Source organism: Pedobacter sp. GSP4 (assembly GCF_051857575.1).
Lineage (GTDB): Bacteria > Bacteroidota > Bacteroidia > Sphingobacteriales > Sphingobacteriaceae > Pedobacter.
This window is the reverse complement of the sequence record NZ_JBPZIR010000010.1, coordinates 153,960-171,203: the sequence shown is the minus strand read 5'-3', so window position 1 is coordinate 171,203 and position 17,244 is coordinate 153,960. Positions and strand designations below refer to the sequence as shown.

14 protein-coding genes are annotated in these 17,244 nt (G+C 41.8%); 12 read left to right on the top strand and 2 right to left on the bottom strand.

Annotated features, from left to right (window positions below; translation table 11 throughout):
- Window positions 1-24 precede the first annotated feature (24 nt).
- Entirely contained in the window at window positions 25-819 is a 795-nt protein-coding gene (locus ACS5PU_RS21365) for a DUF1223 domain-containing protein (RefSeq protein WP_439461202.1), read from the bottom strand.
- A gap of 114 nt (window positions 820-933) precedes the next feature.
- Between ACS5PU_RS21365 and ACS5PU_RS21360 the strand changes: the two genes are divergently transcribed.
- From ACS5PU_RS21360 to ACS5PU_RS21345, 4 genes are read left to right on the top strand one after another with little or no spacing between them, the layout of a single operon-like run.
- On the top strand, window positions 934-1,551 hold the full coding sequence (locus ACS5PU_RS21360) for a sigma-70 family RNA polymerase sigma factor (RefSeq protein ID WP_439461201.1): 618 nt from the start codon (window positions 934-936) through the stop codon (window positions 1,549-1,551).
- 1 nt (window position 1,552) lies between these two features.
- Window positions 1,553-1,819, top strand: coding sequence for a hypothetical protein (locus ACS5PU_RS21355; RefSeq protein ID WP_439461200.1), 267 nt, complete (start codon window positions 1,553-1,555; stop codon window positions 1,817-1,819).
- Window positions 1,820-1,875: 56 nt separating this feature from the next.
- On the top strand, window positions 1,876-2,142 hold the full coding sequence (locus ACS5PU_RS21350; RefSeq protein ID WP_439461199.1) for a hypothetical protein: 267 nt from the start codon (window positions 1,876-1,878) through the stop codon (window positions 2,140-2,142).
- Between the two features lie 51 nt (window positions 2,143-2,193).
- Window positions 2,194-2,778, top strand: a complete 585-nt coding sequence (locus tag ACS5PU_RS21345) for a peroxiredoxin family protein (protein WP_439461198.1) — start codon at window positions 2,194-2,196, stop codon at window positions 2,776-2,778.
- Between the two features lie 111 nt (window positions 2,779-2,889).
- On the opposite strand, the gene ACS5PU_RS21340 is transcribed toward ACS5PU_RS21345, so the two are convergent.
- A complete protein-coding gene (locus ACS5PU_RS21340) occupies window positions 2,890-3,594 on the bottom strand; it encodes a FadR/GntR family transcriptional regulator (RefSeq protein WP_439461197.1) in 705 nt (234 codons plus the stop codon).
- Window positions 3,595-3,773: 179 nt separating this feature from the next.
- Here ACS5PU_RS21340 and ACS5PU_RS21335 point away from each other — a divergent pair, with 179 nt between their 5' ends.
- The 8 genes from ACS5PU_RS21335 (at window position 3,774) to ACS5PU_RS21300 (ending at window position 17,208) form a co-directional block, all read left to right on the top strand.
- A complete protein-coding gene (locus ACS5PU_RS21335) occupies window positions 3,774-7,052 on the top strand; it encodes a SusC/RagA family TonB-linked outer membrane protein (protein WP_439461196.1) in 3,279 nt (1,092 codons plus the stop codon).
- A gap of 17 nt (window positions 7,053-7,069) precedes the next feature.
- Entirely contained in the window at window positions 7,070-8,611 is a 1,542-nt protein-coding gene (gene nanU / locus ACS5PU_RS21330; protein ID WP_439461195.1) for a SusD family outer membrane lipoprotein NanU, read from the top strand.
- A 280-nt stretch (window positions 8,612-8,891) separates the two neighbouring features.
- The gene (locus ACS5PU_RS21325) at window positions 8,892-9,812 is read left to right on the top strand and encodes a dihydrodipicolinate synthase family protein (RefSeq protein ID WP_439461194.1); all 921 of its coding nucleotides are present in this window, start codon (window positions 8,892-8,894) and stop codon (window positions 9,810-9,812) included.
- Between the two features lie 177 nt (window positions 9,813-9,989).
- On the top strand, window positions 9,990-11,147 hold the full coding sequence (locus ACS5PU_RS21320) for a hypothetical protein (RefSeq protein WP_439461193.1): 1,158 nt from the start codon (window positions 9,990-9,992) through the stop codon (window positions 11,145-11,147).
- Entirely contained in the window at window positions 11,144-12,373 is a 1,230-nt protein-coding gene (locus ACS5PU_RS21315; protein WP_439461192.1) for an MFS transporter, read from the top strand. The genes ACS5PU_RS21320 and ACS5PU_RS21315 overlap by 4 nt, the downstream gene beginning before the upstream one ends.
- Before the next feature lie 13 nt (window positions 12,374-12,386).
- Window positions 12,387-13,943, top strand: a complete 1,557-nt coding sequence (locus ACS5PU_RS21310) for an exo-alpha-sialidase (protein WP_439461191.1) — start codon at window positions 12,387-12,389, stop codon at window positions 13,941-13,943.
- A gap of 5 nt (window positions 13,944-13,948) precedes the next feature.
- On the top strand, window positions 13,949-16,021 hold the full coding sequence (locus ACS5PU_RS21305; protein ID WP_439461190.1) for a GDSL-type esterase/lipase family protein: 2,073 nt from the start codon (window positions 13,949-13,951) through the stop codon (window positions 16,019-16,021).
- A 5-nt stretch (window positions 16,022-16,026) separates the two neighbouring features.
- The gene (locus ACS5PU_RS21300) at window positions 16,027-17,208 is read left to right on the top strand and encodes an AGE family epimerase/isomerase (RefSeq protein ID WP_439461189.1); all 1,182 of its coding nucleotides are present in this window, start codon (window positions 16,027-16,029) and stop codon (window positions 17,206-17,208) included.
- The last annotated feature ends 36 nt before the right edge of the window (window positions 17,209-17,244 follow it).

Below are 17,244 nucleotides of genomic sequence, written 5' to 3'. Positions count from 1 at the left end.
TGTTTAGCTTAAAAACGCAAAATATTATTGCTCAGATTTATGATTTAACTCATTGTATACCAGGCTTCTTAAGCTTGTCGCTGCAGTTATTCTACCTGTTTTATTATCTTGCAAAAAGGAAATCAGTGCTGTTGGCTGTTGCCCCTTTGTTTGTTCCATTTGCACAATTACCGACCCAGTGATTTTTTCACTAAGAGGAAAGGTTTCAAATTGGTTTACTATCTGCACATGGCTTAAAGTTTTGCCTTTATTCTCACCCTTTAAAACCCGATTGCTTGCTTGCTCAATTACCAAAGCCACTGCTAGTGAATAACCATCGGTTGGTTGGTCGGTATTATAATTTAGTGTTAGTTTACCGTTGCCACTTTTACTGGTTGAAACAGCCAAATTGCGGGTTGATGGTTTGGAGAGTGCTGTCTGAATGTTGTTCCGCAGGATGTTTTCTTCCGAACCCACAAACTCTTTACTTCCATTTACCACAATCTGTGGCGTGTAAATGGTTTTAAGGTTAAGCCAATCGGCATATTGATGCTGTCTGGAAGAAAATTTTGCACTGCTAAAACTATCTTTCCAGCCTAGCCTGTCCCAATAATCTACGTGATAGGCCAATAAGTATACAGGTTTGTTTTGGCTTTCTTTTTCAATCTCAGCAAATAATGCATCGGCCGGGGGACAGCTAGAGCAACCTTCGGAAGTAAAAAGTTCTAAAACTGCAAAACCTGTTTTAGCAGGCGGTTTTGAGGCACCTTTATGATCTTCAGTAGAAGCAACACAGAGTAAACTCATCACTAAAAAGGGCAATCCTATTTTTCTGATCATGGTTATCAATTTTAGATTTGGTCGTTTTCAATATGGAAACCTTACAAGAAAAAAAATAAAATAAATTGTAAGGATATACGCATTTGCCCGACTAAGCGATTAAGCACTATATTTATGCTAGATACACAAAAGATGCAAAAAGAAATGGATCGCAATGTTAATCAGAAGTATAGCAGTTCTGACCCGGTTACCTGGGTAGAGCAGTATGCCGATTATCTTTATGGTTTTGCCATGTCGAGATTAAGGGATGAGGATGTAGCAAAAGACCTGGTACAGGATACTTTTTTGGCAGCCCTACAGCGTTTGAACCAATTTGAAGGGAACAGCCAGGAGAAAACCTGGTTAACCGCTATCCTTAAAAACAAGATTGCCGATTTTTACCGGAAACAATCATCAGGTATTTTAAAAGATTTAAAAGTAACTGATGCCGAAAAGGAGCAAAGCGATTTTTTTGATGCCGAAACTGGCCACTGGAACGCACATTGCAGGCCACAGGCCTTTGGTTTAGAAACACACGACCCATTAATTTTAAAGGAACTGGGTGTTATTTTAAATGCCTGTTTGACCAAGTTGCCTAAATTATGGTTTTCGGTATTTGCCATGAAACATATGGATGACCTGGAATCGGAGCACATTTGTGCTGAACTCAAACTCAGCCAGCCCAATTTTTGGGTAATTATGCACCGAACTAAGCTAAACCTTCGGAACTGCCTTCAAAAAAACTGGAACTAACATGACTAACGCATTAAAAAATATTATTTACAACTGTAAGCAGGCTACTTTTTTAATAGAAAAGAGAATGACCGGTAAAATTACAGCTGCAGAAACGGTACAGTTAAAAGTTCATTTGGCCGGCTGCTCGGTGTGCAAGCTTTATCAAGAACAAAGTATGCTGATAAACAGATTGTTTACTGGCTTTCCGGTAGAGGGTTTTAAGTTAGATGAAACTTTTAAAAGCAATTTGGTTAAAAAGCTAGAAGCAGAAATAAATAAAAACTGATTTTTATTGTAAGGTATTCTGTTTTTCTCCGACAGAGGGGTAAAAACACATAAAACATGAAAAATCAAATTTTAAAATCGACAGGAAAATTGTTTGTAGCTACTTTAGTTGTGGCCAGTCTTTATTCACAAGCCTTTGCTGCTACCCAACCTTTGCAGGAAAAAGAAAAAATGAGCACAGTGAAACAGGATAAGATGGGTAAAAAGAAAATGGACAAGATGGAAAAAGACAAAATGGGCAAAATGAAAAGTGATTCGGTGAAGAAAGCTAAAATGGAAAAATCGAAAATGGCCAAAGACAAAATGTCGAAAAGTAAAATGTAAAAAAAACTGGCAGGAAAGGCTAAAATCTTTCCTACCTTTTAAACTAACCATATGATGAAAAGAATTATACTATCTATTGCCTTAATTACAGTCCTGTGTTTACAGGTAAAGGCGCAAAAAGGTTTAACAGTTGGCTCAAAAGCTCCATTATTTAGTGGTGTAGACCAGAACGGTAAAAAAGTGGGTTTGAAAGATGCGCTTAAAACACACCGCTCGGTTGTACTGTTTTTTTACCGTGGGCAGTGGTGTCCATATTGCAATAAACACATTAAAGAACTTCAGGATTCTCTGCAGTTGCTCAGCGATAAAGATGCTTATGTGATTGGCATTACGCCCGAAACCAAAGAAAACATAGACAAAACGATCAAGAAAACAAAGGCGGGTTTTTCTATTCTGCAGGATAAGGATGATTCAATTATGAAGGCTTATGATGTAAACTTTGTAATGGACGATGCTACATTTACCAAGTATAAAGGCTATGGTATAAACCTCGAAACCAATAATGGCAATAACAGGCACACGCTTCCGGTACCGGCAACTTATATAATCGATAAATCAGGCAAGATTAAATATATTCATTTTGATCCCAATTACCAGAAAAGAGCATCGGTTAAGCTTTTGTTAAGCCGATTGTAACGATAAATAAGACGGTATCATAAGTCGAAATTTTATTCGGATTTGTCAGGCTCAGCTCTCCGATTTTTGGGAAGCAATCTTTGATGCTAACATTCTTACCTTTTTTGAGGCCTAATCCTCAGCGAAAAGACGGTTAAAATGGTTTTCAAGATGGTTTCTCATCGCATTGCGGAAAAGTTCTGGCGATCCGTTTTCCAATATATCCACTAAACCTTTATGCGATACGAACTTATGCAGCTGTCCCTGTTTTTTTAATAACCCGCTATTGTGTACAAAATCGAATATGGGGAGCAGCATGCTCTGAAATTTCCTTAAGGTTTCATTGCCGGTAATATCGTAAAGTTTACCATGAAAGGCAATTTCATGTTCGATGTTGAAGAGGTGATCCTGTGCCGCTTCGGGCTCATTATCTACAATGGTTCTTAACGCTTTTAAATCTTCATCGGTAATGCGCTGAAACAGAAAATCGGCCATTCCAATTTCCAGCACCAGCCTGATCTCGAAAATTTCCTTTAATGTTCCCTGATCCAGGATATGTGGATTCATGCTTTTAGAAAGGATGCCAAATAGATCGGGACTGGTAATTACTGCGCCTTTTTTCTTTTTGGATTCGATGAGTCCCATCATCCTTAACCTCAGCATAGCCTCGCGCACAACCGTTCTGCTTACCCCCAAAGCGGCGCAGAGTTCGAGTTCAGTAGGGATGCTATCGCCCACTTTAAGCTTGCGCTCCTGTAACAGCTGAACTAGTTTATCTTCTACACGATCTACCAACGAACTGGTATCCACTTGTTTAAAATCACTAATGCTATCCATTATTATGTATAATTTATTTTTTCGGGTAAAATCCGCTTTATCGCTATGCTAAGGGCAAATATAAAGCTAAGTGCTTAAATTCTAATTCAAAATGTATAGAAATTATTTGCAAATAACTAAAATAAATCGGTACTTAGTATTATTATGTATAACATAATACAAAATAAGATAACCAAATTATGAAAGAAACTTACTTTAAACTCATTAGGCATTGCTTGCCGTTTGTGTTGCTGTTTGCAACCATTACAGCATTTGCCCAGCAAACCATTACCGGAAAAGTTACAGATGCAGGAGGGCAGGGCATCCCCAGCGCTACCGTTGTAGTAAAGGGAACAAGAAATGGTACGGCAACCAGTCCAACCGGTACCTTTAGCATTAAAGCGAATAAAGGAGAGGTATTGGTGTTTAGTTTTACCGGCTACCTTAGTCAGGAAATTACTATTCAAGATCAGACCAATGTTAATGTTAAACTTTTGGAAGATACTAAAGGCCTGGATGAAGTGGTTGTAGTAGGTTACGGTACGCAGAGCAGGCGCAGTGTAACCAGTTCTATTTCTAAACTGGATAAAGATGTACTGGCCAGTACGCCAAGATCAAATGCAGCATCGGCCTTGCAGGGTACTGTACCGGGGTTACAGGTGGTAACCGCTTCGGGGCAACCTGGCGCAGCACCTGCTATCCTGTTACGTGGGGGCGCATCTATCAACAGTCCGGGGGCACCTTTGGTTATTGTTGATGGAGTAATCAGATCATTAAGCGATATTTCTTCTGAAAATATAGAATCGATAGAAACCTTAAAGGATGCTTCGGCAACTGCTATTTATGGGGCAAGGGCAAACAATGGGGTAATATTGGTTACAACCAAAAGGGGTAAATCGGGCAGCGCGCAGATTGGCTATAAATTTACCGGAGGTTACAACCAGGAGCGCAAAGGCTACGAATACATGGGCGCCGGCGATTATATTTATTACACCCGTTTGGGCTATTTAAATGCCGGCAGAACTTTAGCCCAGGCCAACGGCTCGAGGGGACTTGGACTTTCTACAAACGCAGCAGATCTGGCTAGTTTCGATATCCGCACTTATACACCGGGCACTACGGTGCTGCCCAGCGGCTGGCAATTGGTAAACGATCCTTACGGTGGCCAGATTATGTACAAAGACCACGGTGGAGAAGTGGAAGACCTTGTTTTTCAGAATACCTATACCAAAGATCATTATGTGAGTGCCAGTGGGGGTAACGATAAAGGAAAATATTTTGCTGCTTTTGATGCCTATAACGAAAATGGTGTAATTGTGGGTTCGAAATATAAACGCTACACTGGCGATATCAACGGATCGTACAAGATTAAGCCGAACCTGGAAATCAGCTCGGGAGTAACTTTATCTACTTCTTCACAACTGGGTACAATTGGAGGCGAGGTAAATACACTGTACAGAAGTTTAGCCATATGGCCTACTTTTAACCCCTGGATTGATGAAGCAAAAACGGTAGCCAATCCCGGCAACAGTACCAGCGATGGCAATCCGCTTTACTGGTTGGGCAGGTTAGACCGATCGAACGAGGTAAACCGGATTGTGGCCAATGCTGCCGTAAAGTGGGATATTATTCCTGGTCTTTATTTTAAGGCAACAGGTAATGCCTATTTATTCGAAACACTGGATCAGTCTTTCCAAAAATCGACACAGACCTATGCGCAGATTTTTGCGAATACCGGTAGCAGTACCACCAGAAACTCGATAAGCGCTTTTAACAGGGATTTTCAGACCCAGTATAACGGAATTTTAAATTATACCAAATCATTCGGTAAGCACAATTTTACCATAATGGGCGGTGCAGAGTATTTTGATGTAAAATCGTACGGTTCTCAAGTATTTGGTCAAAATGCACCAACTGATGATATTCCAACGGGAAATGCATCTACAACTTTTGCGGCCGGAAATAACAACACTACCCGATCGGAGTATAAAATTTTATCTACCCTTGGCAATTTTTCTTACAATTTTGATGAAAAATACCTGCTTAATGCTTCATTCAGGGTAGATGGCGTATCCAGCTTGGCCAGCGAAAATAGAAATGGCTTTTTCCCGGGTATATCTGCAGGGTGGAATGTGCACCGTGAAGATTTTTTTAAGAACTCAAAAATCAGTCAGTTCATTTCGAGCCTGAAGCCACGCATCAGTTACGGCCAGAACGGAAATATTGCAGGTTTGGGCAGGTATGAAACCCAGGGTGTTTACAGTTTACAGGGAAATTATAATGGCAGTGCAGGTTTCTTAAATACAGGTATCATCAATAGTGATTTAAGATGGGAGAAAAGTAAAACTACTGATTTCGGTTTAGATATGGGCTTGTTGAAAGATCGAATTACAGTGATATTTGATTACTACAACCGCAAAACCAGCGACCTTTTAACCAACCTGGATTTACCAAGCTATACCGGATTTTCGAGCTTCCGGACCAACTTGGGTACTTTCCAGAACAAAGGTGTAGAAATGGGTATTGATGCCAAAATTATCAGTAAAGGTGATTGGAAATTAAATGCCGGCGCCAATGCCTCATTTGTAAAGAATAAGATCCTGAAATTGCCTTTTAACGGAAACGATAACAACAGGCAGGGTGGTTTACAGATTTACGATCCGGCATCGGGCCAGGTAATATGGGTTGGCGGTTTACAGGAAGGCCAACCGTTGGGTAATATGTATGGCTATAGGCAGATTTCGATTTTTAAAGATGCTGAAGAGGTAGCCGCAGTTGCGGGTAACAGAACCGATGCTATTGCAGGCATTACAGGACCTAATTTAGCCGTTGGAACCAATGGAAGGATTACCCCGGGTGATGTAAACTGGCAGGATGTAAACGGCGATAATATTATCGATTCGAGAGATCAGGTGTATTTGGGTAACATTTATCCAAAATGGACAGGTGGTTTTAATTTAAATGCCAGTTACAAAGGTTTCGGTATTTACAATAGGTGGGATTTTGCGCTAGGGCATACCATTTACAACGATCTTGTAGCCAGAACTCTAGGTAACTATCAGGGTACTTTTAACTATATCACGCTACAGGCTGAAGCTTGGTCGCCAACCAATACAGTTACCGATATCCCGAAAGTTTATTATGCAGATCAGGTAGCCGGTTCTAAACAAAATTATACGCGTGCCAATAACGGAAACGCTGTTTTGAACGGAAACAATTCGCGCTTTTACGAAAAAGGAGATTACCTGTGCCTGAGGGAGATTACCCTTTTTTACGATCTGCCTAAAGGGCTTTTACAAAAATCGAAATTCTTTAACAATGCCAGAATTTATGTAACGGGCAGCAATTTGTTGTACATCACCAAGTTTTCGGGTCCATCGCCTGAGCCACCAGTATCTGGATCTACAATTACCGGCATTTATTCAGGAACATACCCAACACCCCGCACTTTTATAATGGGACTTCAGGTAGGCTTTTAACACAAAAACGATCAAAGATGAAAACGATATTTAGAAATTTATTGGTAATGTTAAGCCTTTGTGGGCTGGTGTTTACCGGATGTAAAAATGACCTGGATTTAAGTCCGGTGAGTAGTTTAAGCGATGCAAGTTATTGGCAAACTGCCGATCAGTTTGATGCTTTTGTAAACGGTGTGTATGCAAGGTTCAGGGGCCACAATTCAAATTTTCAATACCTTGGCGAGCTGCGTTCAGATATTTTTGGTACCGATCCGGGTTCTACTGCAACCTTTACCGGCGAGGCTACACAGGGTTTGGAGCGCATGTGGCTACAAACACTCGATGCAGATAATGCTGGGGTGAGTGCTTTTGGTGGTTTTTATACCAACATTAACCAGATTAACCTGCTGATTAAAAAGCTGAACGAAACCAGCATATTGCCCGATGCCAAAAAGAAAAACTACCTGGGCATGGCTTATGGTTTACGCGCATTCTACTATTTCCAGATGTACCGGACCTGGGGCAAAACCATTATCCAAACCGAGCCCACTACTTCGGTTGATGTGGCTAACCTGGCCAAAGCGGCTTCAAGCGAAGCGGATGTAATGACATTGATTAAAGCTGACATTGATTTATCGAACGCTAATTTCGGAACGAGCTATGCTTTTGACAGCAAAAACAAAAAGGGCTTTTGGTCTAAAGCAGCAACACAGATGCTAAAAGCGGAGGTTTCACTTTGGAATGCACACCGCAGTGGGGGAGTTGCTGATGCCACTACAGCGAAAACGGCACTGACCGAAATCCAATCGAATGTTACCCTAGCCCTATTGCCAAATTTTGCAGATGTTTTTTCTACCACCAACAAGGACAACAATGAAATTATATTTGCTTCTAAAAATAAATTAGATGAGGCTACGCTAGGTTTTATTGGTAATTATGTGCCTCAAACCGGTTTGATTGTTAATTTTTACGATTCGGTGGGCAACCGTAAATTCGATGTAGCTACCGATAATTATGGTGGCCTGCTAAGGGCGCCGACCAAAATTGCCACCTACCGTAAATTCAACAATTTAGATCTTCGAAAAAACCTGACCATCCAGGCGGCCTATTCAAAAAATGCTGCCGGTGCCTACCTTATTGCCGGGGCCTTCTTTAAAAAATTCCAGGGCGAGCAAAATGCAGGTAACAGGGTTTACACCAACGATTTCCCGATTTACAGATACGCAGATCTTTTGCTTTTACTGGCAGAAGCTAAAGTATTGTTGGGCGAAAGTCCGGTTGCCGAAATTAATCTGGTTAGGGCCAGGGGCTACGGCGCAAATTTTAGCGCGGGCAGCTTTGGTTATCCAAATCAAACGGTAGATGCCAATCCAAACGAAGCCATTTTAAAAGAACGTTTTCTCGAATTTATAGGTGAAGGGAAACGCTGGTATGATTTAAGACGCATGGGCGATAATTATGTATACGAATATACACCGATAACCGCTGCAACGGCCTACAAATTGCTATGGCCGTTAGATCGGAGCACACTTACCAATAACAGGGCTTTGGTGCAGAACCCAGGTTACCCTGCTTTTTAGACAAGAAAATCGTCATTTCGACTGGAGCCAGCCGGTTTTTCACCGGTGGTGGAATGGAGAAATCTATTGAATCAGATTTTAGCTTCGCTGAGCCTTCGGGTTCTGGAATAAATTGCCCCGGATTACTATCGGGTCTGCTCGAAATGACGATCTTAAAGAGGATGTCATTGATATTGATTTTTTTACGAAATAGATTAACCCACAGGATGACAATTGATAGGGAAATAAAATTTGGTAGCATTTCTTAATGTTATCATGTTAAATTATATAGATATACAATATGTTAAATACTAAACTACAGGGACTTATTGCCGCACCCTTCACACCATATAACCAAAATGGCGAATTAAACTTGGAACTGATTCCGAAATACTACGGGTTTTTAAAACAGAATGGTGTTACAGGTGCATTTATCTGTGGCTCAACTGGCGAAGGAGTTTCCCTAACCAAAGATGAAAAAATAGCTGTTGCCGAGGCTTGGGCTAAGGCAAGCAAAAACGATCCTGATTTTAAGGTAATGACCTTGCTTGGCGGCACCTGCCTGGCCGATTGTAAGGTACTGGCAAAACATGCTGCATCAATTGGCCTCTATGGAGTTTCCTTTACGGCACCATCGTATTTCAAGCCCTCATCGGTAGCGGTATTGGCAGAAATGTGTGCAGAAATTGCCGCTGAAGTTCCTGATATGCCTTTTTACTATTACCATATTCCGGTATTAACAGGCGTAAACCTGAGCATGATCGATTTACTCGAAGCCGTTGATGGTAAAATACCAAACTTTGCAGGCGTTAAGTATACCCATGAAGATTTTATGGACTTTCTATCTTGCATGAGTTTCAAAAACAACAAGTACGATATGCTTTGGGGCCGCGATGAAAATATGCTTTCGGCATTGGTTTTAGGTGCTAAAGGCGCCGTTGGAAGCACTTTTAACTACCTTACCCCATTGTATAGCCAATTAATGGAGGCTTTTGAGCAAAACGACCTGAAAACTGCAGTAGCATTACAACAAAAATCGATTGATTTTATCCGCTTATTGGGTAAATACGGTGGCATTGCAACAGGTAAGGCCTACATGAAGCTGATCGGCTTGGATTGTGGTGGATTTAGGCTTCCGGTTAAAAATATGGATGCAGCAGCTTTTAACCATTTTAAAGCCGACGTTGAAAATTTAGACTTTCAGGCTTTCAGGTCAAAATAAATTGCATAAACCTTTATCAGCGGGTGACAAAATAACCATATTAATGTTTGGCAATGGTTATCTTTATTAAACCGCCAAATCGTATTCAAGAATTCATCATGTGCTTACCGTTCAGCAATAAAGCAACGAATATAGCTCATGATGGTTTCATAACGGATAAGGGTAAAATAGATTCCAATGAAAAACATCATTTTATACTTTACTTTCTTGCTAACATCTATCATATCACCCCAATTATTGGCGCAGCACCAACACGTTAAAAATATCGGTTGGCGCGTTGCAGCCCAAATACCGCCAGTGCCCGGGCAGCCCATTTCCATTGGTCTGGCTGGTGCAATTTCAGGTATCGATCATCATATACTACTTATTGCAGGCGGAACAAACTTTCCCCATGAAATGCCATGGAACGGTGGGAAAAAGCAATATTACGACAACGTTTTTATTTACCTGAAAACAGCAAACGATTTATTGCTAATGCCTGTTACTAATGCCTTAAAATTACCCTTTAACCTAGCCTATAGTGCTGTTTGCAGTAGCCGGCAGGGCATAGTGGTGGCCGGTGGCGAAAATGAAAACGGATTAAGCCAAAAAGTACTGCTGCTCAACTGGAAAGCGAATAAGCTACTTACCGGTTTTCTGCCAGATTTACCCCAGGGCTTAACCAATGCCTCTTTAACGGCAATAGGCGATGTAATTTATCTGGCCGGCGGCGAAACCGAAAATGGAGCAACTAATCAGTTCTTATCACTGAACCTGAAAAAAACAGGTGAGGGTTGGAAAAAAATGATCAATCTCCCTTATCAAGTATCCCATGCCGTACTATTGCATCCGGAAAAAGGCGAAGAACTTTTCCTTATTGGAGGCAGAAAAAGAAACCCGGGCGATACCAGTACCATATATAAAAATGTTTTTGCCTTTAATATAGCCAGGCAAAACTGGGTAGCAAAGGCATCGTTGCCCTATCCGTTATCTGCTGCTTCGGGCATAACAAGAGAAAAAGAACTTTTAGTATTTAGCGGCGATTTAGGCGAAACCTTTCATCAGGCAGAAAAACTGATTGCGGCAATTGACGAGGAAAAAGATCCATCAAAAAAGGAAAACTTAAACCAGCAAAAAGCTAAAGTTCAGGCCAATCATCCCGGTTTTAGTAAAACGGTTCTAAAATATGATCTGCTGAGCAATAGCTGGCAAGCTTTAAAAGGCGAGTTGCCTTATGGTACCGTTACCACAACGGCAGTATTTTTAGATGATGAGGTCATTATAGCCGGAGGAGAGGTTAAAGCAGGAGTGAGAACGCCCAATATCCTGATTGGACAATTAAAATCGAAGAAATGAGCGAAAAAAGATATGCTTGGATAGTGGTTGCTCTGCTTTGGTTTGTGGCCTTGCTTAACTACATGGACCGCCAAATGCTCTCTACCATGAAACCCGCCATGCAAATGGATATTGCCGAGCTAAAATCGGCTACAAATTTTGGCTATTTAATGGCTATTTTTTTATGGATATATGGCTTTATGAGCCCGGTATCAGGTATTATTGCCGATAAGTTAAACCGCAAATGGTTAATTGTGGGCAGTTTACTGGTGTGGTCGGCAGTTACTTTTTTAATGGGCTATGCTACCACCTTTAACCAGATTTATTGGCTTAGGGCTTTAATGGGGGTTAGCGAAGCCTTGTACATTCCGGCTGGTTTATCTTTAATTGCCGATTACCACAGTGCCAAAACAAGGTCGGTTGCCATTGGTATCCACATGACGGGGCTTTACATGGGGCAGGCCCTTGGTGGTTTTGGCGCTACCATTGCCTCAAAATTTTCATGGCAGGCTACCTTTCATGCTTTTGGTTTTGTAGGCATGGCTTATGCTTTGCTGCTTGTATTCTTTTTAAGGGAGAAAAAAAATATTCAGGTTTCCCAATCAGAATCTATCCGGATCAAACCTTCGCTGTTTAAAGGCTTGGCACTTTTATTCAGCAATATTTCCTTTTGGATTATCCTGATTTATTTCGCCATTCCAAGTTTACCCGGCTGGGCCACCAAAAACTGGCTTCCAACTTTATTTGCCAATAATTTAGGCATCGATATGGCTCAGGCCGGACCCATTTCTACCATTACCATTGCGGCTTCTTCTTTTTTAGGGGTAATTTTTGGCGGCATCCTATCCGATAGGTGGGTGCAAAAAAACATTAAGGGCCGTATTTACACCAGTGCCATTGGTTTGGGTTTAACTATTCCTTCCTTATTGCTAATCGGTTTTGGGCACTCGCTGTTCAATATTATTGGTGCGGCCTTTTGCTTTGGTTTTGGTTACGGCATGTTCGATGCCAATAACATGCCTATACTCTGCCAGTTTGTTTCTTCAAAATACAGGGCTACTGCTTATGGTATAATGAATATGACCGGCGTATTTGCCGGTGCCTTTATTACTGATTTATTGGGAAAATCGACCGATTCGGGGAGTTTGGGCAAAGATTTCGCCATGCTATCCATCATTGTATTTATCGCGCTGATGATCCAACTTTATTTCCTGCGTCCGAAATTTAATGATTTTGAAGATGCTTAAAACAACAGAAAAAATGATGAAACACATTAAAATAACAATTGCCTTTGGTTTTTTATTCCTGATGGCTTCGTTTACAGTCCAGGCCACCGCCATTAAAGGGATAACCATTACGGCTTCATCGCCAGTGGTGCCCGTTTTAAAGGGATTGGAATATAACGAACTGTTAAGGTTGCTGATTTACATTCCGGCAGGTGAGAAAGAAATTTCATTTAAAAAGATATCGGCCAAGCTCAATGCAAACGGGGCTCAGGCCATCGAAAAAATTGATGTTTATTTTACCGATCAGGAGCCGCTTTTTGCCCCGAAAAATAAACTGATTAGCATTAACGCAATGGCTTTAAATATGGGCTTTGATTTAAACCTTAGCCTCAAACCCGGTATGCATTACATTTGGTTCTGTGCGAAACTTAAAGATAATGCCAATGTCGATTCGAAAATCGAGTTTCATGTAAACCAGGTTGAAGGGGCAGATGCGAAAAAATATCCTGTGCTGGAAGAAGGGCAGGGCTACGTTAAAAGATTGGGCATTGCCGTAAAAAAAGCGGGCGAAAACGGCATCAATACTTTCAGGATACCCGGAATAGCGACTACAGATAAAGGTTCGCTTATTGCCGTTTACGATGTCCGTTATAAAAACTCCGGAGATTTGCCGGGCAACATCGATGTAGGCTTGAGCCGCAGTGTGGATGGCGGCCTTACCTGGGAGGCAATGAAAGTAATTATGGATATGGGAGAACCGAATGAAAATAATGGCGTAGGCGATCCGGCTGTGCTTTTTGATCCGGTTACCAAAAAAATATGGGTGGCAGCCCTGTGGAGCAAGGGCAACCGCTCTATAGCAGGTTCGAAACCAGGTTTATCAGAAGATGTAACAGGCCAGTTGGTTCTGGTAAGCAGTGATGATGATGGACTAACCTGGTCGGCTCCTAAAAGTATAACCAAAACAGTCAAAGATCCGGCCTGGAACCTATTTTTTAATGGGCCGGGCAGTGGTATTGCCATGGCTGATGGTAAGTTGGTTTTTGCTGCACAATATTGGGATGAACGGGCCGTACCGCATTCTACTTTGGTGTACAGCAACGATCATGGTTTGAGCTGGAAAACCGAAGATGGGCCCAAACCCAATACCACCGAAAGCCAGATTATTGAAACAACTCCAGGTGTTTTAATGCTGAACATGCGCGATAACCGCGGAAGTTTTAGAAGTGTGGCTACCACAGCCGATATGGGTAAAACCTGGACCGAGCACCATACTTCGTACAATGCCCTTCAAGATCCTGTTTGTATGGCCAGTTTTATTAAGGCCAATGTGAATTTAAATGGCAAGCAAAAAGAGGTGGTGTTTTTCGGTAACGACAATACGCAGGCTAACCGCTATAATTTAACCATAAAAGCCAGTTTGGACCTGGGCGAAAGCTGGAACAGAAAAAATGAGCTGCTGGTTGATGATAGAAAGTTTTATGGTTATTCATCCTTAACCAAAATTGATGATAAAACGCTAGGCTTCTTTTACGAAGGTGTTAGGGATTTATATTTTGTGCGGATTCCGGTAAGTGAAATTATAAAATAACCCCGATGAAAGCTTTTTTCAGATTGATATTTGTGCTGATCTTTTTGATGGGCAGCAAGGCCTATGCGCAGAAAATAAAAATTGCCTGCATCGGTAATTCGGTAACAGCAGGTTATTTATTGGCCAGCCCCGAAACAGAATCGTATCCTGCTCAGCTGCAAAAGCTTTTGGGCAACCAATATCTGGTAGGTAATTTCGGGCACAGCGGAGCTACTTTGTTAAAGAAAGGGCACAATCCGTATGCTGAAACCAAAGCATTTAAGGATGCGTTGAATTTCAAGGCTGATGTGGCGATTATCCATCTGGGCTTAAATGATACCGATCCGCGGAACTGGCCCAATTATCAAGACAATTTTCGGCCAGATTACCAATGGCTGATTGATAGTTTGAAACTGGGAAATCCACGGCTTAAAATTTATATCTGCAAGCTAAGCCCCATTTTTAGTGGTCATGCCCGGTTCAAATCTGGAACGCGCGATTGGTATGATCAGATCCAGGAAAAAATTAAGCAGGTGGCCCAGGTAAACGGTTTTGATTTGATCGACCTTAATACAGCGCTAAACAACCGCCCAGAGCTTTTTGCCGATAACCTTCATCCCGATGTTACCGGAGCCGGTATAATTGCAAAAACTGTTTATGGCCAAATAACTGGCAACTATGGTGGGTTTAAACTCAATAGCTTCTTTACCGATCACATGGTTTTGCAGCGCAATCAGCCCATTCCGTTTTATGGCACAGCCAATGCAAACGATAAGATTGAAATTCAGTTTAACCACATCACCAAATACGCTATTGCTGATAAAAAGGGTAAATGGAAAGTGTTTTTTGAAGCGATGAAATTTGGCGGCCCTTACGAGCTGAAAATCATAGCTAATCAACAGCGTTTTTCAATCCACGACATCCTGATCGGTGATGTTTGGCTGTGCGCTGGGCAGTCGAATATGGCCTTTCCCTTAAAATCATCTGCCACCGGGCAGGCTACGTTAAAAAGTTTGAACAAAAACCTTCCCCTAAGGTTGCTAAAATTTAACCTCTTGGCCGAAACCGACAATGTTTCGTGGGATGAGCAGACATTAAACAGCATCAATTCGCTTAATTATTTCTCCGGCAGCTGGTCGAAACTAACTGAGGACGCAGTAAGCAATTTTTCGGCCGTAGCCTATTATTTTGGCGAAAAAATAGTTTCGGATGAGCAGATCCCGGTAGGTTTAATTCAAATGGCGGTAGGTGGCTCAACGCTCGAATCGTGGATAGACAGAAAAACATTAACGCATGATGATTTACTGGTTGATATTTTAAATAACTGGCGCAGATCGGATTTTATTCAGGATTGGGCGCGCGGCAGGGCAGATGTTAACCTTAAAAATGCCAGCAACCCCAAACAGCGGCATCCTTACGAACCGGCCTATAATGATGAAGCCGGTATTTCAAAACTAAGCGGTTTTCCAATAAAAGGAGTCATCTGGTATCAGGGCGAAAGCAATACACACAATGTAGCGCTTTTTAACCGCGAATTTCCCTTACTGGTTAACAGCTGGCGCGAAAAATGGCAGCAAAATTTACCTTTCTATTATGTACAGTTATCCGCTATCGATCGGCCTTCGTGGCCATATTTCAGGGATGCGCAACGGCAATTGCACTCGGTTATTCCCAATTCGGCAATGGCGGTAAGTTCCGATCTGGGCGATTCGTTAAATGTTCATCCTAGCCGTAAAAAAGAGGTAGGCGAACGCCTGGCCTTACTGGCGCTAAAAAATACTTACCATAAAAATATTTCAGCCAGTGGCCCTGTGGCTGTAAAAGCCTTTCAAAAGCAGAACACAGTCACTGTTACTTTTAATCACAACAAAAAACTCTTGCCTGGCACAGGTTCAGTACTAAAGGGCTTTGAAATTGAAGATGAAAAGGGCAATCATTTAGCTGCTGAGGCCAGGATTATAAAAAACAGCGTGTATTTAACTGTTCCAGCACATTTAAAAATAAAACGGGTTTTTTATGCCTGGCAGCCGTTTACAAGGGCAAATTTAATTAATGAGGCTGCTTTGCCAGCTTCTACATTTTCTATTAGCATCCCATAAAAAATATGAGTTACACTACTAAAGAACTGCAGGATTTAGCTGCTTTTTATAAAAACCAATTGCTTCAGAATACAGTGCCTTTCTGGTTTCCACGGTCAATAGATCAAGAATTTGGTGGTTACCTGTTTATGCGCGATAGGGACGGCAGTTTAATTGATGATGATAAGGCAGTCTGGATTCAAGGGCGCGCGGCCTGGTTGCTGTCTACACTCTGTAATACCATTCAGCCAAAAAAAGAATGGTTGGATGGTGCAAAATCGGGTATCGATTTCTTAAATAAACATTGTTTTGATAGCGATGGGCAGATGTTCTTCCATGTAACACGCGATGGGCAACCCATCCGTAAACGCCGGTACTTTTTTTGCGAAACCTTTGCCGTGATTGCCAATGCTGCATATGCAAAAGCAAGTGGAGACGAGGCTGCGGCCGAAAAGGCGCGTTTTCTGTTCGGCAAATGCATCGAATATGCCACAACCCCTGGCCTGTTGCCGGCTAAATTTACAACAACCCGTCCATCCAAAGGGATAGGGGTGCCTATGATTATGATAAATACTGCCCAGCAGTTGAGAGAAACCATTGGCGATGACCGCTGCGATGGGTGGATTTTGAAATGGATTGAGGAAATTAAGCGCGATTTTGTAAAAGATGATATTGAATGTGTGATGGAACAGGTGGCGCCCGATGGTGCTATAATTGATCATATTGATGGCAGGACCTTAAACCCCGGGCATGCCATAGAAGGCGCGTGGTTTATCCTGCATGAGGCGAAATACCGCAATAACGATCCCGAACTGATTAAACTGGGCTGTAAAATACTCGATTACATGTGGGCACGCGGTTGGGATGAGCAATACGGTGGAATTTTATACTTTAAAGATGTGTACGGTAAACCTGTACAGGAATATTGGCAGGATATGAAATTTTGGTGGCCACAAAACGAAACCATTATAGCCACATTGCTGGCCTACACCTTAACCGGCGATGAAAAATATGCCCGCTGGCATAAAATGGTGCATAGTTATGCCTATGGTAAATTTCATGATCAAGAGCATGGCGAATGGTTTGGTTATCTGCACCGTGATGGTTCTGTGGCGCAAACCGCAAAAGGCAATCTCTTTAAAGGCCCTTTCCATTTGCCAAGGCAAGAATGGTACTGTGCACAATTATTAAGCAATTTAGGCTATTAATCCAGTTTAAAATGAATAAGTTTAATCCATTGTTGG

What these genes read in the sequence shown, in the direction of transcription:
- ACS5PU_RS21365 (WP_439461202.1), bottom strand. Translation starts at nt 819, where the DNA reads ATGATCAGAAAAATAGGATTGCCCTTTTTAGTGATGAGTTTACTCTGT.
- ACS5PU_RS21360 (WP_439461201.1), top strand. Translation starts at nt 934, where the DNA reads ATGCTAGATACACAAAAGATGCAAAAAGAAATGGATCGCAATGTTAAT.
- ACS5PU_RS21355 (WP_439461200.1), top strand. Translation starts at nt 1,553, where the DNA reads ATGACTAACGCATTAAAAAATATTATTTACAACTGTAAGCAGGCTACT.
- ACS5PU_RS21350 (WP_439461199.1), top strand. Translation starts at nt 1,876, where the DNA reads ATGAAAAATCAAATTTTAAAATCGACAGGAAAATTGTTTGTAGCTACT.
- ACS5PU_RS21345 (WP_439461198.1), top strand. Translation starts at nt 2,194, where the DNA reads ATGATGAAAAGAATTATACTATCTATTGCCTTAATTACAGTCCTGTGT.
- ACS5PU_RS21340 (WP_439461197.1), bottom strand. Translation starts at nt 3,594, where the DNA reads ATGGATAGCATTAGTGATTTTAAACAAGTGGATACCAGTTCGTTGGTA.
- ACS5PU_RS21335 (WP_439461196.1), top strand. Translation starts at nt 3,774, where the DNA reads ATGAAAGAAACTTACTTTAAACTCATTAGGCATTGCTTGCCGTTTGTG.
- nanU (WP_439461195.1), top strand. Translation starts at nt 7,070, where the DNA reads ATGAAAACGATATTTAGAAATTTATTGGTAATGTTAAGCCTTTGTGGG.
- ACS5PU_RS21325 (WP_439461194.1), top strand. Translation starts at nt 8,892, where the DNA reads ATGTTAAATACTAAACTACAGGGACTTATTGCCGCACCCTTCACACCA.
- ACS5PU_RS21320 (WP_439461193.1), top strand. Translation starts at nt 9,990, where the DNA reads ATGAAAAACATCATTTTATACTTTACTTTCTTGCTAACATCTATCATA.
- ACS5PU_RS21315 (WP_439461192.1), top strand. Translation starts at nt 11,144, where the DNA reads ATGAGCGAAAAAAGATATGCTTGGATAGTGGTTGCTCTGCTTTGGTTT.
- ACS5PU_RS21310 (WP_439461191.1), top strand. Translation starts at nt 12,387, where the DNA reads ATGATGAAACACATTAAAATAACAATTGCCTTTGGTTTTTTATTCCTG.
- ACS5PU_RS21305 (WP_439461190.1), top strand. Translation starts at nt 13,949, where the DNA reads ATGAAAGCTTTTTTCAGATTGATATTTGTGCTGATCTTTTTGATGGGC.
- ACS5PU_RS21300 (WP_439461189.1), top strand. Translation starts at nt 16,027, where the DNA reads ATGAGTTACACTACTAAAGAACTGCAGGATTTAGCTGCTTTTTATAAA.